This window comes from Frankia sp. BMG5.60, assembly GCF_059428125.1.
This window is the reverse complement of the sequence record NZ_CM182091.1, coordinates 1,542,834-1,567,562: the sequence shown is the minus strand read 5'-3', so window position 1 is coordinate 1,567,562 and position 24,729 is coordinate 1,542,834. Positions and strand designations below refer to the sequence as shown.

The window sequence follows — 24,729 nt, the reverse complement described above, 5'->3', positions numbered from 1 at the left end:
TCGGCGTCGGGTTGCGGAGGTGAATGGATGTCCAAGTCTCTGGACGAGGCCATCTACGCCTTCACCGGAATGCGGCTTCCCGGCGCCGATCCGAACAAGATGTGGGCCCTGGCCGACGACCTTGACCGCAAGGGCGACGTGGTCCTCAACACGTTGTCGCCGGAGTTGACGCAGATCGTCCGCGCGGTCCAGAGCGGCGTGCACGGTCAGGCCGGGCGGCGGTTCACCGCCCAGACGCTGCCGTTCGTCATCAGCGACCCGAAGCTCCTGCTGCAGGCCGGCATGCTGCTGAAGTCGGCGGCTTCGCTGCTGCGCGGCCAGGCCCTGCAGATCGATTACACCCGCAAGCAGGGCTTCGTCATGTTCATCTTCATGCAGATCCAGTTGGCGATCGCGGCGATCGAGGCCGCGTTCGGCGACGAGGCGGACGCGGCCGCCCGCATCGCCGAAACCCGGACGATCATCCAGCGTATCCTGTCCCTGGAGACGGCCAAGACGGCATCGAAGATCACTGCGATGCAGATGCTGTTCATGCCCGGTTCGTCGATCGTGGCCCAGGCGTGGCAGATCCTGGCCGGCAAGCGAGGCGGTCTGGACGGCGGCGAGATCGGGCACATGGTCGAGTACGGGTTCGCCGCCGCCGCCTTCTCCATCTTGTCCCTGCCCGGCATGAAACCAGTCATGGGCAAGGTGGATCAGTGGCTGAAAAACATGGGCATCGACAAGGGCGTCGACAACCCCCTCGCCGGTCTGGCCGTCGCGACCCTCGTCTCCGGGTTGACGGAGACCGGCGGCGGAATCTTCGCCAGCGGGGCGGTGGATGGTCAGTGGGGAATCGCCTCCGTCGTCGACGATCTGCTCTCCGGCTCCGTCGAGGGCAGCACAGAGCATCTGGCTGGCCTATTCGGTAAGGGAATGCGCGGCGGAAAACCACCCGCCATCGATCCCGAAATCGCCGCAATTCTGAAGAATCTGAATCTCAACAACCTCGGCCCGGGGCCGGCGGACTCGAATCTCAACCTGGACCAAAGCGGCGGGTCCGATGACGACGGGGGCGGTGACGGCCCCGTCGGGAGCCATGGCGGGGACGGTCCGTCGGATGGCGCGACCGGGCCGGCCGACGGGGCGGACTCGCATCTACCCCCCGCCGGTCCGCTCGACGGTCCCCCGGAGCACACGCCGAGCCTGCAGAACGTCGACCTGGACCCGTTCTCGGACTCCGATTCGGATCGGTCGGACTCGGACTCGGACTCGGACTCGGACTCCGTCTTCAGTCGGGCCTCGGACGGTTCCACCGACACCGATCTGAGCGACCTGGATCTGCCGTTGGTAGCCGATCTGTCCGGTCCCGAGCTGAACGGGCCGAGTCCGAAACCGCTCCGGCCGGATCTGGGCGCGGAGGGATTCGACGGACCGGCAGAGTTCAATGACCACCTCATCACGCCGCCACACGTGCCCGACATCCATGATTTCGATTCGGATCGGTCGGACTCGGATTCCGTTTTCAGTCGGGCCTCGGACGGTTCCACCGACACCGATCTGAGCGACCTGGATCTGCCGTTGGTAGCCGATCTGTCCGGTCCCGAGCTGAACGGGCCGAGTCCGAAACCGCTCCGGCCGGATCTGGGTGCGGAGAGGCTCGGCGGACCGGCGGAGTTCGACGACCACCTCATCACGCCGCCACAGGTGCCCGCCCTCCACCCGTCCGGCGTTCGGGCGCCGGACACACGGCAGGTCGATCTCACCGGTCCCGGTCCGGACGTCACCTCGATCCAGCCCGTTCCCCACCCCGCGGCCGGTCGCGGCCGTGGTCCCGATGCCGTCACCGCGCCGGTCGGCGGCCCGTCGGACGTCGGATCGCTGTCGCCGGTCGATCAGGTTTCGCCGCGGCCGGCGCCGGCGCCGGCCGGTCCGCTCTCGGCCACCTCGCCCGTGATCCCCGTCGACGGGGTTGTCCCTCCGGCGGCGCCCGCCCGCCCGCCGAGCCACCAGACGCCCGCAGACTCGCTGGTGGCGCCCGAGCCAGTCGTGGGGTCCCTGACGCCTCCCGACCTGAGCGGTCGGATCACGGCCGATGCCTCGCCGCTCATCCAACCCGGACCGGTTCCACCGCGGGCCGGCAACACGGGACCGTCGAGGTCGGCGCTCGGAAGCTGGGCCGTCTCCCAGCCCGATCCCTTGCTCAGCAACGTCACCGCACCCGCTCCGGCGCCACCGGCGTCACCCCTCTCTCCCGTCCTGTCAACCTCACCGGTTGCGCCGCTGGTACCGGTTGCGCCGGTGGCGTCGTCCCCGCAGGTTCCGTCGGCGTCGCCGGTTGAGCCGGTTGCGCCGCTGGTACCGGTTGCGCCGGTGGCGTCGTCCCCGCAGGTTCCGTCGGCGTCGCCGGTTGAGCCGGTTGCGCCGCTGGTACCGGTTGCGCCGGTGGCGTCGTCCCCGCAGGTTCCGTCGGCGTCGCCGGTTGAGCCGGCCGTCGGATCGAACCCGCTCGCCGGACCGCAGGACACGGCTTCGCCTCCATCGCCGGACAGCCGGCATGCCGCCTCCCCGGAGAAGTCCTCCTTCTCCGATAGAGCCTCCTCGGATTCGCCGGCACCGGCGCCTGCTCCCCCGATCGCCGACGGCGCTAGCGGGCACATCGTGGAATTGCCGGATGTGAGCGGCACCGAGTCGACTGATGAGGCTTCGGATTCTCCGGCCGCAGACGACCAGTCGGTCACTCCCGCACCGTCGTCGGACTCGCCGCAGTCATCCGCCGCCCAGGACGATCAGTTGGTGATCTCCGAGCAGCCGAGGGACGGCGGTGCGACTCCGTCGGTGCCTGAGCCACTCGATCCGTCCGATGCCCCGGGCGTAGGGAGCCCCCGGCAGTCCGCGGATGTTGACGCGATCACCGTTGCTCCGCGGGTTGTCGTGACCGAGCCGGCTGTGGATCGGTCCTTGGCGCCGTCTCGTCCGGTGGAGGAGGAACGGGATCTCCTGCGGTGGGTGCGGGCGGGGTGGCCGGTCGGGTCGCCGCGTCAGGCGCCTGACGAGGACGAGATTCTGACGGTGTACCGGGAGCTTCGGGCGCTGCCGCAGCACAAGCGGCGGCTGACGAGAGCGCTGGTGGACGACGTGATTGCGGTTCTTCACGGACTCCCGGGTGCAGGGCTTCGTGGTGGGGCCCCGGGTTACGCTGCCGAAACGAGTCCCGCAACGTGGGCCGATCCGCCTGATATCACTACTGCGGGAGGGTCCCCGCAGGCCGACGAGTGGCGCGGCGTCCGCCTGGAGCTGGACGTCCTGGAAGGCGTCCGCTCGTTCACCGAGAACGACCTGAGCGCGAATCAGCGAGAGAGTCTGGACCGCTTCGCCGAACAGGTTGCCGCCGACGCCGCGCGGCGGGCTCGCGACGGGCTTCCACCGCTGACCGTTCACCTGGAAGGCGGGGGCAACGGCAGACCCGTCGGCTACAGGCGCGCGCTCAGAAGCGGACAGCTTCGCGCCGACTCGGCCTGGCGAGTGCTCGCGCCCGCTGTGGCCACCCGTCTGGTGCAGTTGGGCGTACCGCCCAACGTGGTCACCTACCAGACGCACACCCGAGGTGCTCAGCCGACGGGCGCCACGCCTCCGGCACCAGGGCTCGGCTACGGCGGAGGTCGGTCGAATCCGCCCGCGGATGTGAGCCAGCAGCACCGTCAGATTGTGGGATGGCTGACCGAGAGCACCGCCGCGACCCCCGCCGTGATTCCCACGGTTGCGCCGCGTGACCCGGAGCCTCAGGCTGACGGGCAGTCCCCCCCGACCGTGGAATCCACCCCGCCACCCGCCGAGGTACCGGCACCGGTCGATCCCGCTCCGCCCGCGGATTCTGCTCCGCCGGTTGGTGATGGGCGGCCGGTTCGTGATCTGGATTTTGAGTTTGCTCCTGCGGTGGCGCCGAAGGGTGTGAAGGACTGGGAGCTTGACAAGGATGGTCGGCTTCGGGTCAACCCGTTGTGGAGCAGGTTGGAGGATTTCTCGCCCAAGCATTTGGAGGGGAGTCCTGCGGGGGCGTTGTGGCAGTTTGCGGTGGGTGCGGACGGCCAGGTTTTCGTGGGTAGCGAGTCGGTGACGTCGATTGTTTCGGCGGCGGAGCTGGATGAGTTGTTCGCCTGGATGTCTCCGCATAATCCGGAGTTGACGCGGGATCAGTTGGAACATGATCTGATGATGCACGGGCATCCGACGATCGTGGTGGGTTTCGATCCGGTGTCGGGCCGGACGGTGACGGTGCCGGCTCGGGTGAGTGGTGAGCTGAGTCGGCGGTCTGATGGTCGTTGGGTTATCAACGACAAGTCGGGCCGGTATATGAGTAAGAAGGTTCGGGGTAATCCTTCGACGGATGATCTGACGCGGTGGATGTCGAACGTGGCCGATCTGATGTCGGCGCATTTCGGTTTTCCGGTCGAATATGAGCTTCTCAAGCACGCCGACCCGGCCCCCGCGGCTCTGCCCCCCGCAGCCCCGGTGCCGACAGACCCCGTCCCGCCGCCGGCCTACGCCCCCGCTCCGCCTGTCGACCCCGGGTTGTCCGGAGATCCAGCTCCGCTTGTCGACCAGGCGGCGCCGGCCGGTTCGGCGGTGCGGGTTGATCCGCAGCCGCAACCCGGTCCCATTCCGCCGCAGGATCCCCAGTCGCGGCAGCCGCCCTCGTCTGGCGCCGCCCAGGACGATCAGTTGGCGATCTCCGAGCAGCCGAGGGACGGCGGTGCGACTCCTTCGGCGCCTGAGCCACTCCACCCGCTGAGCCCTGAGGACGATCTGCTGTCCTCGGTGCGTCTGAACCTAGAGGCCCGTCCGGCGGGTCGGAAGATTGGCAACGACGAGATCCTGCAGGTCTACCGTGATCTACGGTCCCAGAGTGCGAACCAGCGGAGCGTGACGAAGAAACTCGCCGACGATGTGGCCGCGATCCTGCGGGGTGAGCCGCTCGGACGGCTGCCCGGCGGCGCCCCGGGTAACGCTGTGGACCTGGGCCTCGGCACTCCTCTCGAACCGCATGGTTCGACTCCGTCGGGTTCGACTCCGTCGGGTTCGACTCCGTCGGGTTCGACTCCGTCGGGTTCGACTCCGTCGGGTTCGACTCTGCCGGTTCCGCCGATGCCGTCACGGCCGGCGCCGGGCCGCCCGCTGATCCTGGACCTTCCCGCGCTGGATCAGGACGGTGACCGGTGGGCCGAGCAGACGATGGCCGCACTGGACAATGCCGGTAATGCCGGTGTCGCTGGTAACGCCAGTGGTGCGGGTGAGATCGCCGACGGCGTCGTCGTCAGAGACTTCGCCTTCGAGCCCCGGACGACCACCCCGCAGCCTTCCTTGACCCCGCGGCCTTCCTTGACCCCGCCGTCAACGAGGCCGCAGCCACCGGTGACGCCGGTGACGTCTCAGTCTGCGAACGCGAACACGGTGCGCCGGTCCGGTGATGTGGTCACGCTGCCCGACGGCCGGTCGTTCCGGGTACGCAACGTCCCCGGGGAAGTCGGGGACTGTTTCCCCTGGGCGCTCAGGCTGAGTGCCCAGCAGCAGATTCAGCCTGGCGCCACGGCGTCGACGTCGCGAGCCCCCGCAGGCCTGTCGAGTTCCGTTCCGATCGGGAATTTCCGCTCCGAGCTGGCCCGGCGGTACCGGGAGGAGGTGCGCCAGGCCGCCCGCCGCGGTGAGACCCATCCGGACGCCGTCCGGGAGATCGTGCCGCTGCTGCTCGGCGATCTTACGGACAATGCCGTCATCGCCATTCTGCAGGATGCCGGGAGGAGGATTGTCCCGACCCAGAGGCAGATCGATGTCTGGTCTCGAGAGGAGCAACACAGGGCGGCCAGGAATCTGCTGGCCGATCGGCGGGCCGCTGCCGGAGAAGACCGGGCACAGGCGTGGGACCAGGTGCTCGACCTTCCCATCGAGTTCGTCGAACAGGAGGTCGGCCGCCAGCCCTCGCCCGATCCCACGGGGTTCGCCCTGACCAACCCTCATCTCCGTGCCCTGCGCGCGGACCTCGGAGACTGGTTGAGGGAAAGCCCTGCCACTCGGTTCCGGATGATTCAGCCCTGGCTACCCCGGCCCATGGCGCCCGTCGTCCGCCATGTCCGGGCGGCGCTCCTGCGAAACCGCCGGCTGCCCACGTTCACCGACCTACTGGCGTCGGCCATCGAGGACCGCGACCTGTGGAACACCCCGATCGGCGAGGAGGTGCCGGGCGCGATCGCCCGTGTCGCCGACCTGGACATTCGCGTGTTGCAGGCGGGACAGGAAGAGCTCGGGCTCAACGAGGCGGCCGTCGGCCGCCCCACCGTCCACCTGCTCCGGAGCGGTAACCACTACCTCGGGCTGGAGCCGATTGTGCGCCCGGCCGTCACCGGCCCGGCAACTCCCTCGACAGCGAGCACGCCGACGGCTCCTGCGACGCCGGGCAAGCTCGGGGAGGGCAACGGACCGGACAGCCCGAGCCCGATCTCGACGACGCCGGCGTCGGACGCCGCCGAAGGGAAGGAGGCCGGCCCGCCGAAGCCGACGCCGAAGCCGCCGAAGTTCGAGCCGATGCGCTGGCCGGAGAAGACCAGCGGCCGGCCGGGCGGTTCCACTGTCCCGCCGCCCACGAGGGTCTCCCGGCATGGCCGGCTGGGTGCCTCGGACACGGTGATCGGGCTGTATCCAGGGGAGAACGACGCCTACCGGTGGATCGAGCAGCAACTGAAGGAGCCCCTGGGCGGGGCCTGGGCGGAGATCGAGCCGGATGTGCGGAACTTCGTCCAGGCCTCGGTGATCAAGGCGCGGATCGCCGGGATGTCCCGCGGTGATCGGCGTCGGCTCAGGATCAACCAGCGGGGGTGGACGGGCACCATCACCCTCGATGCCCTGGTCCGGGACTTCTCGGCCGTCCGTGACGTGCAGAAGTTCGAGTTCGAGAGCGGTTCGGAGTCGCAGGGCACCGCAGGTGATCTTCACGAGTCGCGGTGGAGAACCAACGTCAATCTTCCGGTGCGGGCCACGACGCCGAAGTTCCAATGGACCGGCGTCCTCGGCCGGTACTGGGACTCCAGCCGCGGGACCAACGAGACGAGCAGCGGGCGGACGGTCGCGAAATCCAAGGTGGTCGAGCCTGCCACGCTTTACGACGGCACCACCGATCTCGGCGTCACCATCGATCTCCGTCGCCTGAAGGTCGGGAAAAATATCGCCCCGAAACGCCAGGTGTTCGCGATCGGCACGCGGATTGCGACGCCGAGCGCCGACAGCCCCGACGCCGACGGCAGTCCTCGGCTGCCCGAGATCCACTACACGGCTCCGCAACGGGTGCAGCGGGATCACCGCCTCGGGTCCACGGACGTCGTGCTGGACGTGCACCCGCTGATGCTGAAAAGCACGCGGTACATGCGGGACACCCGCGGCATCGAGGGGGTCCTCGACGACCTCGATCTGTCGGGCCACATCGTCTACGGCTCGATGTGGCCGCGGGTGAAGCAGGAGATCCTCGCCGAGGTCGACCTGGACCGCATCCACCAGCACCTGAAGGGAATGATGTCCGGTGATCCGCTGGCGGTGAGACTGGAGTCGGTCGACGAGACGCTCGAGATCTCCGCGGAACTGGTCGCGCTCGACCATGTGCGGGCGACGGCCCAGACGGAGTTCAACTCCGGCACCGAGACCTACCGCTTCACCTCCGACCAGCGCATCACCTCAGACGCTCTGCAGCTCCCCGCGGGCGGCCAGTTCCTCGGCACGGCGATGACCGCCTTCGACATCACCGGCACCGGGACCGGGCAGACGGGCCGGGACACGGTCGTGCTGAGGGACTCGCTGACGAAGTCCGGCGTGGCGAACAAGACCAAGAACTCCGACGGGCAGAAGTTCGACGGCCGCATCAGACTGACCTTCCATCTGCGTAACAAGCCGGCCGTCGGCTCGGTGCGGACGGCCCAGCCGACGGCGGAACTCGGCATCACCACGGTGATCGAGACGGACGAGGCGCAGCGGGTGGACAAGCCGACCCACTGGGTGGCCATGCCGGCGACGCCCGCCCCCCACTCGACCCTGCCGAGACGGGCCGCAACGGATCCGATCGTGCCGACCGTGCCGACCGTGCCGACCCCGCCGACCCCGCCGACCGTACTGACCCCGCCGACCGCGCCGACCCCGCTGACCCCGCTGACCCCTCCGAGACGGGCCGCAACGGCTCCGATCGCGCCGACGGCGCCGACCGATCTGACCGCGCCGACCGATCTGACCGCGCCGACGGCTTCGACCGTGCCGACGCCGACAACCCCGGAGCCGGTGGGCTCGACGACGTCGGCCGCCGACGACGCGCCCCCGCCGGCCGCGCCTCGCGACGTGCTGGTGCCGCCGGCACGGATCTGGAGCAATGGTCCGGGAACGGGGCTGCGGGACACGGACACCGTCCGCGACCTTTATCACATGGAGCGCATCCGGGCGGCGCTCGATCAGCAGGGTCGGGCCTTCTTCGGCGAGCGAACCTGGAACGGGATCCGCCAGGAGGTCCTGACCTGGTTCAACCGGGATCGGCTCGCGGCCTACCTGGCCTCGATGACACGGGGTGCCGTCCTCGACGGCCCGAAGCTCAACCAGCGGGACGTGCCGCCGAGGGCGTTCATTCAGGCACGGGCGAAGGTCACGTCGACCACCTTCCGGCGGATCACGAGGACAGAACTGTCCCCTCAGGACGAGACGAGCGCGCAGTTCTCCCGGCGGCGGCTGAACTGGTGGAGCCAGCAGACGACCGCGGTGCTCGGCGGTGTCCCGGCCTTCGCGGGTGGAGAGGTCGCACTGCAGGGTCTGGGAGGCAAGGAGTTCCGGCGCCGGACCGGCTGGCGCCTACTCAGCTCCGGAAAGATCGTCGCCGGTGCGAAGTTTCCCGCCCGGGTCGGGATCTTCGACAGCGACGTCGAGTTCGAATTCACCTTCGGCGCCCTCGCCAAGAAGAACGTGTCGACCCCGGCGACGGTGCAGTCCGAGATCACGATTCCCGAAGGGGAGGGATTCCGCTTCCCGGACTCCACCCTCCCGGCGGCCAGGATCACCGCGAACACCCACACGGCGGAGCTGAACGCCCATCAGGCGGAGCTGGACGCCAAGCCGACGACGGGGACCGACGGCGACCCGAAACGCTCCCCGGTGCAGCCCAGCGGATACCTCGTCGGAAAGCCGTCCACGTCGAGCGAGGGTGTCCAGGCACCCGCCCGGGTGACGGACGAGCGCCGGATCAGCCCGAGCGACATCGTGCTGAGCATGGGCGCCGACGACCGGGTCGTCATGCGGGAGGTGACCCGCGACCTGCAGCCGCTGCTCGGATTCCGCTGGCGGCGAAACGAGCGGCGGCTGAACCGACGTTACGAGGGCGACCCGCTGCGGGCGAGGCTGTCGGAACTCTCCGGCGGGGAGGAGGTGACGACCAAGGTCAGGGGCTTTCTCGTCTGGGGCAAGGTGGCCGTGCGGGCCGAGATCGACAACCTGGCCTATCACGAGCCCGTACCCGGCATCGAGATGGAGAGCGGGACCGAGACGTCGCATACCCTCGGCGGCAACATCGACTCCCGTAATCGGGACGTCGTGCTGTTCCCGGAGAAGGGGAAAGCCGACGGCCCCCATCTGAGTATCAACGTCACCGCCGCCTACAACCGGGACAAGTCGACCTCACACGCCGGTTTCGGTGGCGGGCGTACCGTTGCCAAGGGCAAGACGGTGGAAGAAGGGGCGCATTTCAAGGGACCCGTCCGCTTCATCGTGAGTTACGACCTGCGTCGCCTGGGCTTCCCGCTGCGCCGGGGGCCGCGGACGGTCACCATTCCCGACGCCTCGGTCATCTTTCCGATGCGTGACACCCGGACCGGGGCGGCCGGCCAGCCGCCGGTCAACCGGACCCCCGCCACCGCCTTCGCCCCGCCGCCGCGGATCCGGCAGACGCGCCGCCTCGGATCCTCCGACATCGTGCAGGACCTGCGCGGCCTGTCCGCCACCCCCGGCGATCGCCTGCGGGGCATGGACGACATCCTGCGCCACGTCGACGGAGAGGGCCGCCGGGTGTTCGGGCACCGGTGGAACGCGGCGAAGAAAAGGATCGAGAAAGAGGTGCCCCTGGTCCGTCTGCAGTACGACCTGCGGTCCATGACCGCGGGCGATCCGATCGAGGTCGCGGTGCCCGGCGGCCGCGTCCTGATCACCGCGTCCCTGCCGGAATCCGCCAAGGATCTGCCGCACGTGGGCAACACCGGCCAGACCGAGTTCAACACCGGCACCGAACAGAGCAGTGCCACCGCGACGACGGACGGGGTCACCGCCTACGGAATCTCCCGCAGCATCACGACCACGACGCAGGTCTTCTACACCACGGACCCCTTTGGAGCGACGCCCGTCAAGGGCCGATTCGGCGGAAATGTGATCGCCCAGGGGGGCAACGACGACATCATGACCCAGTCGATCACGTCGCGCGCGGCGATGACGACGAAGACGAAGAAGCCGGGCGCGGTTTTCGACGGTCAGCTCCTGCTCCACTTCCGCATGGAGCGCAATCCCTGGTACAGCAATAAGCCCAGGATCAGGATTCCCGATGCCCCCGCGCGGCTGCGTGTCCTGACGGACCAGACGGAGGCCCAGGCGCTGCCGGCCCCTGACCATCCGCAACCGGCCAAACCAGCCGCCCCGATACCACCGGCCGCGACTCCGGTTCCGCCGGCGCGGATCTGGAGCGACCAGGCCGACCGTGGTCTGCGGGACACCGACGTCGTGCGAAGCCTGCCCGAGACCGCCGGTCTGCATCAGGCCCTCGACCTCGCGGGCCGGGAGCTGTTCGGAAAGCGGACGTGGCAGAAGATCGGTCCCGCCGTCCGGGCGGCGTTCAGCAACCCGAACCTGACCGCCTCGCTGGCGGGGATGACGCGCGGCGAGCCCATCACCGTTCCGCGGCTGCTGAACAACGTGATCTCCCGATCGACCTCCGTCTCGGCCACCGCCCGGATCCTGCACCTACGTCACCTGCGAACCGACGAGGCCGCCGAGCTCAATCCGGTCAACGAGACCACCACCGCGGTGTCGCGACGAGGGCAGTACTGGACGGCCGCCGGCCTGCAACCCCAGATCGGCTTCGTGGTCGGCGCTCCGGGGGCGGATGTGAGCGTCGACCTCGTCGCGGGTCCGACCTACCGGACGAGGAACACCGACACCGCCGGCTCGGCCGGGCGGGTGCTGGGCAACGGCAAGTTCCTGAGCCCCACGGCGAACTACGAGGGATTCGTCGAAGTCTCCATCACCCTCACCCATGGCAGCACCACCCGCGTCGTCACCGGCGCCGTGCCGGTGGAGCTGGGCTTCCCGGTCGAGGAACTGTCGATCGACTTCGATCCGGGCACGGTCACCACCTTCGACCTTCCCGGGGACGAGGGCGTTTCCGTCCAGTGGTACGGGCCGCGGGACATGGACCTTCCGGAGCCCCGCGTCCCGGCGGCGACGGCGCCTCCCGCGGCGACGTCGGGGGACTCGTGGCGGGACGTCGGACTGGAGCTGGATCTCCCGGAGGGCCTGCGGGTCTTTGGACCCGCGGATCTGCGGACGCACCAGCGCGCCGGCCTTGATCAGCTCGCCGAGCGGATCGCGGGGGAGGCGGCGCGGCGGGCCGCGGCGGGGGAGCCGGCCCTGGTGGTGCACCTGGAGGGTGGGGGCAGCGGCTGGGCGCTTGGTGCTGGCCGGGCGGTGCGGTCCGGGGGTTATCGTGCGCTGTCCGCCTGGCAGGTGCTGGCGCCGGTGCTGGCGCGGCGGCTGGCCGCGGTCGGTCTGCCGGCCGCCGCGGTCGGCTACGAGACGCACACGCGAGGTGCCGGTTCCACGTCCGGGCCGACGCAGGCCGGCGGGGCGACGCAGGCCGGCGAGGCGGCTGCTCCACGGGAGACGCCGGAGGAACGTCGGGAGCGTCGTCGGGTGTCGATCTGGCTGGCCGAGGACCCGACGGTCCGCCCGCCGGTCCTGCGCCCACCGGCCACCTCGGCGCCGCAGCCCGCGGCGCTGCTCCCGGAGCCGGCCGGCGACCGTGCGCAGGCGCCGGGTCGGCCGGGGTCCTTCGCGCGTGGCGAGCAGCCGGTCGTTCCCCGCCGGACCTCGTCGTTGCGACCTCCGCCGGCCGTCGCGCCCGCACCGCCGCCGCTGCCGCGCGGGCCGGAATCCGTCTCCCCGACGCCGCCGGCCTCCGGTGCGCCGGCCTCCGGTACGCCGGCCGGCGACCGTGCGCAGGCACCGGGTCGGCCGGGGTCCTTCGCGCGTGGCGAGCAGCCGGTCGTTCCCCGCCGGGCCTCGTCGTTGCGACCGCAGGCCGCCGCGCCCGACGTCGCCCGCCGGACCTCGTCGTCGGGCTCTGCGCCGGCCGTCGCGCCTGCCGTTGCCCAGCGGACCCCGTCGTTGAGTCCTCCGCCGCCCGTCGGTCTCCCTTCGGTCCTGGAGGTCCCGGAGGAGGACCTCGCGCCGCAGGAGGGCCTCCCGCCGCAGGATCCCCCGCCGCGGCAGCCGCCCTCGTCCAGCCCCCGACGGGCCGCGGATGTGGACGCGATCACCGTCGCTGCGCCGGTGGTCGTGGTCGAGCCGGCTGTGGAGCCGGGTTCTGGACCTGCTGCGCCGTCGACCCGGTCGGTTGCGCCGTCTCGTCCGGTGGGTGAGGAACGGGATCTTCTGGCGATGGTGCGGGCGAGGTGGTCGGGCGGGTCGGCGCGTCCGGAGCCTGGCGAGGGCGAGATTCTGGCGGTGTATCGAGAGTTGCGGTCGCGGCTGCAGAACGAGCGGCAGCCGACGAGCACGCTGGCCGACCAGGTGATCGCCCTTCTACACGGGCAGTCGCCGGGCGGACTACTCGGTGGCGCCGGTACGGAGAGCAGTGCTGGTACGGAGAGCGGCGCTGGTACGGACAGCGGCGCCGGTACGGACAGTACCGAAGCAACCGAGGAGAGGTCGCCGGACGCGGTGGTCCGCACGGGTGCCGGACTGGTCGGGACGACCGCCTCCGCACACCAGCGGGACGCCGCCGGTGCCTCGCGGGATGCGGCGCGGACCGATGTCTTCGAGGTGAACGGGATCAGAGCGGTGTCGGACGTGGACGGCGCGCCCGCGTTCGCGATCCGCCGGATGGACGGGACGTCGTATCGGCTGTCTCCCGCGCAGATGCCCGCCTTCCTACAAGGTCACGGCTGGCAGCCCGGCACGCCGCTGGTCGTGGCCGAGGATGCCGGCCGTCTGCAGCGGCAGGCATGGAGCGCGGTCGGGTCCGCCGCCGACACCTTCGTCTTCGCTCCGCCCGCGAACCGGGGCGTGCGCCGACGGGGAGGGTACCTGCAGCTCGCCGTTTCTCGGTTGCGGTGGACCACCCTGCACGCGCCGGCCGGCCGGTCGGTTCCTCTGGTGACCGACCGGCTGGGGCGGCTGTGGCGGCCGGATGCCCCGTCATGGTTGTGGATGGAGGACAACGGGCTGGCGTCACCCACCGCCGAGCTCTATCGGGCCCGCTGGGATCTGTACCAGATGCTCGGACTCGGGTACCAGCCCGGCGTGTTCTCCCTCGATCTTCCCGTGTTGCCGGACGGCCATCTCGGAGTGACGTTGGGTGACGGCAGCGTCCGTCCGCTCGACGGGCCGGGAATGGCGGAGGTGGTTGCGGCCGCGCAGGCGGTGCAGGCGGCGTACGCCTCGCGGATCGGGCAGCCGAACCCGACAGGCCTGGTGGCGCTCTGGGCGACGCCGCCGACGGGGTCCGAGGCCTACCAGAACTTTCTGCGCGACACGGACTCGCTCGCCGCGGCCTTCCGCAGACCGCTCGCGCGCATCCGCCCGGGGGCCAGGCCGTTCACGACCCATGTGGCGCCGGGCAGCAGGTACCCGATGCCGGATCTCCCGTCCCCGCAGAACGGCTCGGGGCCGGCGGAGGAACTGGAGATCATTTCCCCGTCGGGGGTGGACGGTACGCCGTCCTACTTCTCCGTCGGCGAGGACAGCGTGCTCGTCCCGCCGGACGAGGGTGGAGTTCGGCACTTCGAGGGCGGCGGACTGATCTTCGGTCTCGCGGCCGACAACGAGGTGGACGCGGCCGAGCTGCAGGGCTGGTACAGGGATCTGATCGTCATGCCGCGCGTCGCCGACGCCCTGCCGCTCGTCATCGTGAACACCGTGACGAGCGGGGAACCGTCCTGGCGTCGAGAGAACCTGGTGCCGTTGTCGGCGGAACAGATCATGGTGATTCTCGACCAGGAATACCAGAATTCCGGGTCGCAGCCTCGCCAGGCCGCGCCGATCCGGCTTGTCGCGACCCGCCAGGAGGGTGACCGCGAGAAACTGGAAAAGCTGGCCCGGGAGATCTCGGCACTGAACGGTGGCCAGCCGGTCTACGTCGGCCACGACGCGAGCTTTGTTCCTGCCGTGCGGGACGTCGTCGCGAATTCCTGGGTTCCGGTGATCGCCGATCCCGCGGCCGGAACCAGCGCGGGGCCGAAGCCGGTGATCCGCCATGTGCCGAACCGCGAGACGGGCGCGCTCATGGCGATCAGTCCGAGCTTCGAGAATCCCGGGTCCGATCCGTCGTGGTGGTACGAGATGGGCGCGTCGATCGCGGACGTTCACGTGGTGCCGTTGGTCGACCCCGATGGGGTGTACGGGATCGATCTGACGGGTCCGCCGGCCAAGGGCCGACCGGGCCGCGGCAACGTCCCCGCGCGACAGCCCGGCGGTTTCGTGGTGCTGGCCGACGGCGACCAGGACATGGTCAGCGTCGAGCATGCCGTGCACGGCGGCCTGCGGATTCCGCCGGAGCAGCTCGCGGCCCTCATCGTCGCCCACGCCCCCGAGGGGTTCGCGGGGAACGTCCACCTCGCCGTCGGACGGCTGGAGCCGAGTACCGGCAGTGACCCGTCATCGCGGCCACCGCACACCCGCTACGCGGCGCTTGTGCACAGTGAGCTTGACCTGCCCGTCTACTCGACCCACCAGGATGAACCGGACTTCGGCGCGGAGGGTGTCTGGCAGGAGGCTCCCCGACCCCCCTGGTGGATGGTGCTCGACGGCGGCGGGTTCCTCGGCGGCGAGTTCTCCGGCGGCTGGCTGAACCTCTGGTCGGAGGACCTCTCGGTCGCGTCCACCGCCGTCCTCCGGACGACCTCCGCGGACATCGGCACCGCGCTGGCGAACGGCAGGATCCCCGTCGTCGTCGGCACCGTCGGCGACGGCCGGCTGGCGGTGCGCGGCGAGCACGGCTTCGAGCCGACGACGCCGCGCATTCTCGCCCAGCAGATCCGGGTCATGCTGGCGCGGGCGAATCTCGACCCCGCCCTGCCCGTCTCGGTGATGGCGATCCCGCCCGGCGCGACCACGGGGGAACGCCGTCAGATCGGCTACGAGGCCCGTCACACCCAGTTCCTCGATCAACTGGCCAGGTATCTGGAGAACAGGCCGGCGTTGACCGCGGCCGAGCTGGGCCCGACGCCTCCGTATCCGGGCTCCGGCTCGGCGGAGGTGGCAGGCTCCGGCTCGGCGGAGGTGGCAGCGCCGGCCGGGAGCGCCGCGGCCGGGACCACGCAGGTGCGGTCCGATGTCCCGGCCGAAGGGAGCGCCGGACAGGCCGCGGATGTCGACGCGATAAGCGTCGCTTCGGCCGAAGGGAGCGCCCGACAGGCCGCGGATGTCGACGCGATCACCGTCGCTGCGCCGGTCACCGTGACCGAGCCGGCTGTCGAGCAGGGTTCCGGACTCGAGGCGCCGTCGACCCGGCCCGCTGCGCCGTCCCGTCCGGTGGAGGAGGAACAGGATCTCCTGCACTGGGTGCGGCGGAGGTTGCCCGTCGGCTCGGCGTATCGGGACCGCGGTGAGGACGAGATCCTGGCGGTGTATCGACAGCTACGGTCGAAGCCGCAGAACCGGCGGAAGGCGACGAGGACGCTGGCCGATGACGTGGTTGCGGTTCTGCACGGTGCCCCGGTCGGAGGGCTTCTCGGCGGGGCCGGTCCCGCCGATTCGGCGCAGGAGCCGGCCGGCTCGTGGCGGGCCACCGGGCTGGAGTTCGACCTCCCTGAGGGGATGCGGGCCTTCGGACCCGGGGATCTGACGGCGGATCAGCGCGCCAGCATTGATCGGCTCGCCGAGGAGGTTGCGCGGGAGGCGGCACGGCGGGCTCGGGCGGGGGAGCCGGCCCTGGTGGTGCATCTGGAGGGTGGGGGCAGCGGCCAACCGCTTGGTTTCGGCCGTGCGGTGCGATCCGGGCGTTATCGTGCACAGTCCGCCTGGCAGGTCCTGGCGCCGGCGCTCGCCCGGCGGCTGGAAGCGGTCGGTCTGCCGGCCGCCGCGGTCGGCCATGAGACGCACACGCGAGGAACCGGTGCCACGTCCGCGCCCAGGCCGGCCGGTGCGGCCGCTGCCCGAGGTGGGGCGCAGGACCAGGGTCGGGAGCGCCGGCGGGTGGCGATCTGGCTGGCCGAGGATCCGACGGTCCGCCCGCCGGTCATCCGGCCGACGGCCATCCCCGAGCCCGAGCCCGAGCCGGCACGACCGGGACTGGCCGACGAGATCACGTACGCCCCGCACCTGCGTCCCGGCCAGGAGCCCGTCCCGCCTCCGGTGGCGCCTGTCCCGCGGCCGGTCGGCCCGGTCTCGCCACCAGCCGAGGCGACGCCTCCGGAGCCCGTCGCGACGCCTCCGGAGTCGGTGGCTTTGTCTCCGGAGTCGGTGGTGGTGGAGGCGGAGGAGCCTGCTGTTCCGGAGGCTGTTTTGCCGGTGGTTGAGTCTGTCCCGCTGCCCGCGGCGCCGCGGGCGGGATCACCGGCCTCCGGTTCCTCGGAATCGCCGGAAACCTCGCCGTTCGATCCGGCGTTTCCGATCGACGGGGGAGATCTGCCTGGGCTGCTGGATTCCCCGCCGCTCGAGCCGCCGCGTCTGTTCGACGATCCGGCCGCCGACTCCACCTCCGGCGAGGAAAGCCCGGCCGGGGACGGAACGCCGGTGCCGGCACCGGCGTCCCCGGCCGCCGGCTCGTCCGTGCTCGGCTCCGATTCCGAGGACCTGGAGACGGTGGTGCGTACGGGCGCCGGGCTGCTGGTGACGAGCTCGGACGGCTTCCGGTTCGCGGTGGACGATGCCGACGAGGTGGTGGCTCGGGACGATGTGTACGAGGTGCGGGGAGTTCAGGTCCAGCGCACCGACACCGGCGAACCGGAGTTCGTGATCGAGCGGTTCAACGGAACCCACCGCGTTCTGTCGCCGGCGGACATGCCCGGATTTCTTCGCCAGCATGGCTGGCAGGGGGAACCGCTTGCCGTCACGGACGAGCCGGCTTTCTCCGCCGACGAAACGAACTCCGCCGACCCATCGAACCCCACCGACCCATCGAACTCCACCGACGAATTGGATGAACTGTCCGCCCTGCGTCGGGAGGCGTGGCGGCGGGTGGGGGTGGCCGCCGATGCGTTCGTGTTCGCGCCGGCCCCGGGCGGCGAGGTCGTGATCAGGGCCGGTCATCACACCGCGGTCGCCGCCGGCCCGGGGTCGGCCGGCGGGTACTGGGAGGTGCTGCACAATCCGGTCGACCAGCCGGTTCCCCTGGTGACCGATCCGGCGGGTCGGTTGTGGGCGCCGGACATTCCGGCGTGGCTGCGGATGGACGACAACGGGCTGGCCGCGCCCACCGAGGAGATGTTCGCCGCCAGCTCGGCGGCGTACTTCGAGGAGGATCTCGGCTACCCGCCGGGCACCTTCGCCCTCGACCTTCCCAGGCTCTCGGACGGCCAGCTTGGCGTGACGTTCGGCGACGGCAGTGTGCGTTCCCTGGCCGAGGTGGGGCCGAAGGTGGTCGCCGCGGCCGTCCGGGCACAGTGGCGGGCGCCGGTCGAGCGGGTGCTGCTGTGGACGGCGCCGCCGGGCGACACCGTCGCGGACGAGATGTTCGTGCGGGATCTGGGGCTTCTTGCGACCGCCATCGGGGTGCCCGTCTTGGCGGCCGCCCAGGGCGCCGATTCGCCGCCAGACCGCGCGAGTGACTCCCTGCCTTCGTGGGACTCCCGCTCTGACAGCTCCGGCCCGGGCTTCTCCGAATCCGATGAGCCCGCGCACGCCGAGCGGTTGGACGACTTCGAGGTCCGGGCCGAGGCGGAACGTGGGCTGGTGGTCGCGGGCGAAATGATCAGTTTTGCGGACGACGTGCTGAGCCAGCCGCAGGTGACAACGATTTTCCTGCCGCGCAGGAGCGACGGTGCGCTGGGTATGCGCTGGCGGGGTGGCGTAGGAGGCCTGGAGCGGCTGGGGCCGGACCTGCTGTCCGGCCTGCTGACGGCGGCGGGATGGCGGGGCGGGCCGGTTCAGGTGTGGGCGCCGAGCGAGTCCGCGGTGGGCTGGGCCGATCAGGCCGCCGAGGAGGCCAGACGCGACACCTTGCGCGAGCAGCTACAGGAGTTCTCGACGTCTCTGCGGACCGAGTTCTGGCTGCCGGAGCCGGGCGTCGGCCAGCGGGTGGTGGACGGCCGGCTGGTCGCCCGCGACGACCGGACGGGGCTCGGATGGAGCGTCCGGCGGCCCGAGGAGGTGGACGGCCGCAATCTGCTCACGCCGCCGGTGTGGCTGTCCCCCGCGGCGGACGGCTCCCTGGCGCCGGGCGAGGTCACCGGTCCGGTGGCGTGGAACACCGGGATGGCGTCCCTGACGCTGCCGGAATATCTCGCGCAGATCGACTTCCTGCGCGCGCTGGCGGCCGCCGAAGCCGGGCCCTTCGAGTTGGTGCTGCCGCGACACGAGGGCGGCATCGGCCAGACGATGCCCGATGGCCGCCGGCTCCGCTTCCGGGAGGACTTCGAGGATGCTCCACCGGACGAGAACACCCATCCGTCCTTCGCGTCGTTTCTCGAGGAGCACGGCTGGCAGATCGACGCCACCCACTACGTGGACCTGCGCCTGTGGGTCGCCGGCGGGCCGGGCCGGTCGCAGCAGATGCTGCACCGGTTCGCCGCCGCCCACGGCGTGGAGATGCTGGTGCTCGACGGGAGCAGTCACGGCGAGGTCGATGATGCGGGCGGTGGGCCGCGATCGGTGGACGCCGAGGGGCAGCCGACGTCGTGGCGGGTGCTCGGACCGCTGGCCGAGCGGGGCAAGAGCAAGTGGAACACCGCGGGCGGCCGGGCGCGGCTGCGCTCCGAGGACGCGGTGGTCCGCACGACCACCGGGCTGACCGCGACCAACACGAATACCTACCTGTCCAGGATGGTGCTTCAGACCGCGGATCTCCCGGCCCGGGATGATGTCTACGAGGCGGTGGGATTCGAGGTCGAGCGGGACGACGCCGGACAGCCCCAGTTCGTGATCAGAGGGTTGGACAGGCGGTCCACCACGCTGTCGCCGTCGGAGATGGCCAACTACCTCGCGCGCTGGGGGTGGGACCGGCGTCGGCCTCTCGCCGTCGTCTACCCGGTGGACGAGCCGGACGAGTTCGCCCTGCACCGGGAGGCCTGGCTGCGGGTCGGCGTCGAGGCGAACGTGACTGTGTTCGCGCCGGCCTCCGGTTCCGTCACCGCCCGCGTGGGCAACCACTGGGGCGTCACGCCGCCCGGCCGATGGGAGATCCTGCACGAAGCGGCCGACCGGCCGGCGACGCTGGTGACCGACCCGGTGGGTCGACTGTGGGCGCCGGACGCCCCGGTGTGGCTGTCGATGGCAAGCAACGGCCTGGCGACGCCCGACAAGGACCTCGTCGCGCTGAACTCGCTGCTGTACAGGGGTCCCAATGTCGGCTATCCGCCGGGCGTGTTCTCTCTTGATCTTCCCCTCCTGCTGGACGGCCGTCTCGCGGTGACGTTCGGCGATGGCAGTGTGCGTCCCCTGGCCGAGGTGGGGGCGAAGGCGGTTGCCGCCGCCGCGCAGGACGCACGACGCAGGCCGTTCGGGACGGTGGTCCTGTGGACGACGCCGCCGGTGGACGAAGCCGAGTACGAGGCCTTCGCCCGGGACACCGAGCTGCTCGCCGCCGCGTTCGCCATGCCGATCGTCCGAGCCCGCCGGGGCGTCGATCCGTTCGCGACGCATGCCGCGCCGGGTAGTTGGATCCCGGCGCGGCATGCCTCCGGCGAGGATCCCCGGGCCGGCGGGGAGGAGTTGGAGATCGTGGCTCCGCCGGGCAAGACGGCTCCGCCCGGCTCGGTGACACAGCCCGGCTCGGCGACTCAGCCCGAGAGGACGGAGCGGCTCCCGGGATACCTGTCACTGGACGCCGACGGTCGGCTCGCTACCGATGACGACAGGAACTTCCGGGCGTACAAAGGTGGCGCCCTGCTGCTCGGTTCCAGCAGCGGTGATGCATCGGTCCGGTGGGCCCTGCGGGAATGGGACAAGTGGCTGGCCGCCCTGCCGCAGGTCGCCGGTCCGCTGCCGCTCGTGGTCGTGAACACGCTGCACACGGGCGAGCCGTCGTGGCAGCCCGACCGGCCGGTGCCGATCACGGCCCAGCAGGTGGTCGCTGCCCTGGAGGGGGCCTTCGGGGGCCAGGAACAGGAAGAACAGGAAGGGCAGGAAGAACGGTCCGCCCTGTCGGCCCCGGCGATCCGGCTGGTCTCCACCCGCAGGGACCAGGACAGGGGTCCTCTCGAGGCGCTGGCCGGGGAAATCTCCGCGCTGCTCGGCGGTCGACCGGTGTATGTCGGCCATGACGCCAGCTACGTCTCCGATCTGGGGGACTTCACCGCGCCGAGGTGGGTTCCCGTCGTCGCGCCGGTCGGGACCGCGTCCGACGCAGGGCGGGACGCACCGCAGGTGGGGCACGTCCGGGACAGGCTGACGGGTGTGCTGGTGCCGGTGGACCATGTTCCGGAGCCGGCGGAGTCGGAGACGTCAGAGGTGCCGCGGGATCATGCTCTGGAGCCGGCGGAGTCGGAGACGTCGGAGTGGTACCTGGCCAGGGCGTCCATCGCGGATCTCGTGGTGGTTCCGCTGGTGGACGCGCAGGGGGTCTTCGGGGTCGATCTGTCCGGTCGGCTGTCCGGCGTCCCCCCCGCGCCGCGGTCTGGGCCGTCGCCGCGGAACGTACCGACTCGGCGGCCGGGTGGGTTCGTGGTGGTGGCCGATGGTAGTACGGACGTGGTACTCGGTCAGCATCCGTGGTTGGGGGGCGTGCGGCTACCGCCGGAGCAGTTGGCCGCGATCGTGCTGACCCACGCGCCCCGTGACTTCGCCGGGCCGGTCTATCTGGGCGTCGGAGGGGTGGAGGTGGCCCCGGGGTCGCCTGCGTCCCTGCCGCGGAGCATGGGGTATGCCGCGTCGTTGCGGGCTGAACTCGGTGTACCCGTGTACGCGACCCATCAGCGGGAGCCGGATTACAGCGAGGCCGGAGTCTGGCACGAGGCCCCACCTCCTGCGGCGGGTGACATCACGGCCGTCGACTCCCACCTCGTGTTGAATCTCGCCAGGCCGGAATTCGTCGCCGGCCCGATGGCCGCGGCGGTGGACGAGGCCGCGAGTCAGGGAGCCCTACCCGTCGTCATCGGCACCATGCCCGATGGTCGGGTGGCCGTGCGCACCGAGCGCGGTTTCGAGCCGACAACGCCGCGCCTGCTCGCCCGGCAGATCCAGCTCGCCGTGGCCCGCGGGTCCGCGCACGACATTCCCCTCAGCATCCTCCAGATCTCACCCGAGGACACCCTCGGAGAGGCCCGCCAGAGTGGCTACGAGACACGGCTGAAGCGCTTTCTGCGCGAGATGGACACACAGTTCGGGATCGTGCCGCCCTATCTGCCGGCTGAGCTGGCCCGTCTTCCGCCGTCCTATCTGGGACCGGGGAACGTCGTGCGGTTGGGGTCGGGCGGGCACGGACGGGTGGTGCCGGTTCCGCCTGGTGTCCCGAATGACGAGGAGGGTCTGCTCACGGCGGTTCTGCACAGTGCGGCGTCGCAGTATCCGGGGTCCGACCTGGCGGACCTGCAGGTGTTGCTGCGGACGGCGCCGGGGCCGGTGGCCGGGGCGATCCGGGCCGCCCTCGCCGAGGCCGTGCCGGCCGCGCTCGCCGCGGGCGGTCGATGGTTCGGCGGTGGCTCGGCGACGTCCACGATCGTCGATCTGCTGTCGGACGATGAGGTGGACTGGCTGGTTCCGGTGCTGGAGGGGGATGGGCGGGAGCTTCGCGATGTGGTCGCGGAGGCACTGGCCGCAGGGATGGATCATCCGATGTGGGACCGGGTGGACGCGTTGCCGTCCGGGTCGCCGCGGGGGCGCCGCCGGGTCGAGGCGGTGACGGCGGTGCGGGATCTGGCGCGGGAACTGGGGCGGATGCCGTCGGTCGGGGAGACGCTCGCGATGGTGTTGCGGGGGGACGAGCCGTATGACGGCGGGCTGGTCGCGGTGTTCGGCCGGGAGGTGGTTCCCGGGCTGTTGGGTGTTCCGGTGCAATGGTTGCCCGGGGGGGCCGCTGCGGATGCGGACGGGCCGGCGGGTGCCGTACCGGTGTATGAGTATCCGGACTGGGACACGGCGTCGAATCGCTATCACGCGGTGGAGCCGCTGGGGGAGCAGGCGACGGTCCTGCCGGTGCAGGATGCGCATCCGCCCGCGTCGGAGGAGGCCGTCCGGGACGCGGTGGAGGGGGCCCGGCGGATCCTGCGAGACCGGCTGACCCGGTTGTGGTCCCCTCCGCCCTACTCGTCTTCGCCCTACTCCTCTTCGATGGATGACCCGGCGCGACGGGTGGTTCCCGCGGCTGGCCCGGTGCTGGGCGGCGTCCGGGCCGATGGTCGCGATTTTCAGGTTCTCCAGGTTCCGCGGAACGGCATCAGCTATCTCACGTCGGTGATCGTCGGGGCCCGGGATCAGGCGCCGGGTTCCCCGGTGGCCAAGATGGCGGTGGAGGACCTGACCAGCCGGGTGCAGGAGTGGTTCACCGGGCCGGCGGGGGAGGAGTTGCGCGCTGCCGTCGACCGGCCGGCGCCGAGGGATGGCCCGTCGCCCATCGTCCGGAGGCTGGCCCGCGGCCTGGATCTGGCCGGGCTGCGGTTCGTGGCGGGACGGTCCGAGCCGCGATGGGGTCGCTCCGAGGCGGACCATCTTCTTCGCCGGGTGGAGCGGGCCGTGGCCGACGACCCGACCGGTGCGCAGTGGAATCGTCTGCTGAGAGTCTCGCCGGCCCTGGCCGCAGTGGGCGATCGGGGTGGACTTGCCGGGTCGCGGGTGAGTGATCTGGTTGCCCGGGCTATCGGTGATCCCGCCGTCTGGTGGCACACGCCGTTCTTCGACCGCGTTCCGGAGATCGTCGCTCGGGCGACCGACCTGGATGTGGTGGTCGTGACGACCGGGGATTCCGGCCAGGTGGGAAGTAGCCATCTCCATCCGTCATCGGCCGGGGCTGCGCGGGCCGGCGTGTACGTGCAGTACAACGGCGCTGATCACTACCAGGCCATGGTGAACGCCCCCGTCGCGGAAACCGTCGCCCCTCCCGCGGAGCCCTCCCGTTCCGGTTCCGACCCTGCTCCCGGCGCCGGGGACGGCAATGGCGCTGGGGACGGCAATGGCGCTGGGGACACCGCGCGGCCGTCGACTCTCCCGGCCGATCCCGGCTCCCCTCCGGAGGCCGATTCCGCGGATTCTGATGCGGCTCCGACCACGGGTCCGGTGCTCGGCACCGTGCGGGTTGATGGTGGTGATTTCCGGGTTCTTCGGGTTCCTGGGGACGGTTTGTGCTATTTCACCTCGGTGATTGTCGGGGCCCGGGATCAGGCGCCGGACTCCCCGGTGGCCGGCATGACGGTGGACGAGCTGACCAGCCGGGTGCACGAGTGGTTCACCAGGCCGGCGGGGGAGGAACTGCGCAACGCCCTCGACCAGCGGGAGCAGGGGGGTGGCCCGGCGTCGGTGGTCCGGGAGTTGGCCCGTGGCCTGGGGCTGGGCGGGTTGCGGCGTGCGGTGGGATGGTCCGCGCCGCAACGGGGTCACCGTGAGGCGTCCTATCTCCTGCGCGAGTTGGAGCGGGCCGTGGCCGCCGATCCGACCGGTGCGCAGTGGAGTCGTCTGCTGCGGATCTCGCCGGCCATGGCCGCGGTGGGCGATCGGGGTGGACTTGCCGGGTCGCGGGTGAGTGATCTGGTTGCCCGGGCTATCGGTGATCCCGCCGTCTGGTGGCAGACGCCGTTCTTCGATCGGGTTCCGGAGATCGTCGCGCTGGCCACCGATCTGGACGTGGTGACCGTGACGACCGGGGACGCCGACGAGGTGGGGACGTACCATGCCCATCCCTCGTCGGCGGGGGCTCCGCGGGCCAGCGTGTATGTGCACTACAACGGCCAGGATCACTACCAGGCCATGGTGACAGTCCCGGCCGCGGCGCCGGCTGGTTCGATCCGGCCGGGCGAAGGGAGCCCCCGACGGGCCGCGGATGTGGACGCGATCACCGTCGCTGCGCCGGTGGTCGTGGTCGAGCCGGCTGTGGAGCCGGGTTCTGGACCTGCTGCGCCGTCGACCCGGTCGGTTGCGCCGTCTCGTCCGGTGGGTGAGGAACGGGATCTTCTGGCGATGGTGCGGGCGAGGTGGTCGGGCGGGTCGGCGCGTCCGGAGCCTGGCGAGGGCGAGATTCTGGCGGTGTATCGAGAGTTGCGGTCGCGGCTGCAGAACGAGCGGCAGCCGACGAGCACGCTGGCCGACCAGGTGATCGCGGTCCTGCGCGGTGAGCCGATCGGGCGGGTGCTCGGTGGGGCTGACCGAGCCGAGCCCGAGCCCGAACCC

General features: G+C 71.0%; 1 protein-coding gene (cut by a window edge). It reads left to right on the top strand.

The annotated features are described in order from the left end of the window. Positions 1-27: 27 nt before the first annotated feature. Positions 28-24,729, top strand: partial view of a hypothetical protein gene (locus tag AC5R91_RS06250; protein WP_495396179.1) — the 5' portion only. It continues 14,079 nt past the right edge of the window; the window shows 24,702 of its 38,781 coding nt (coding positions 1-24,702); the start codon lies at positions 28-30; its stop codon lies beyond the right edge, outside the window.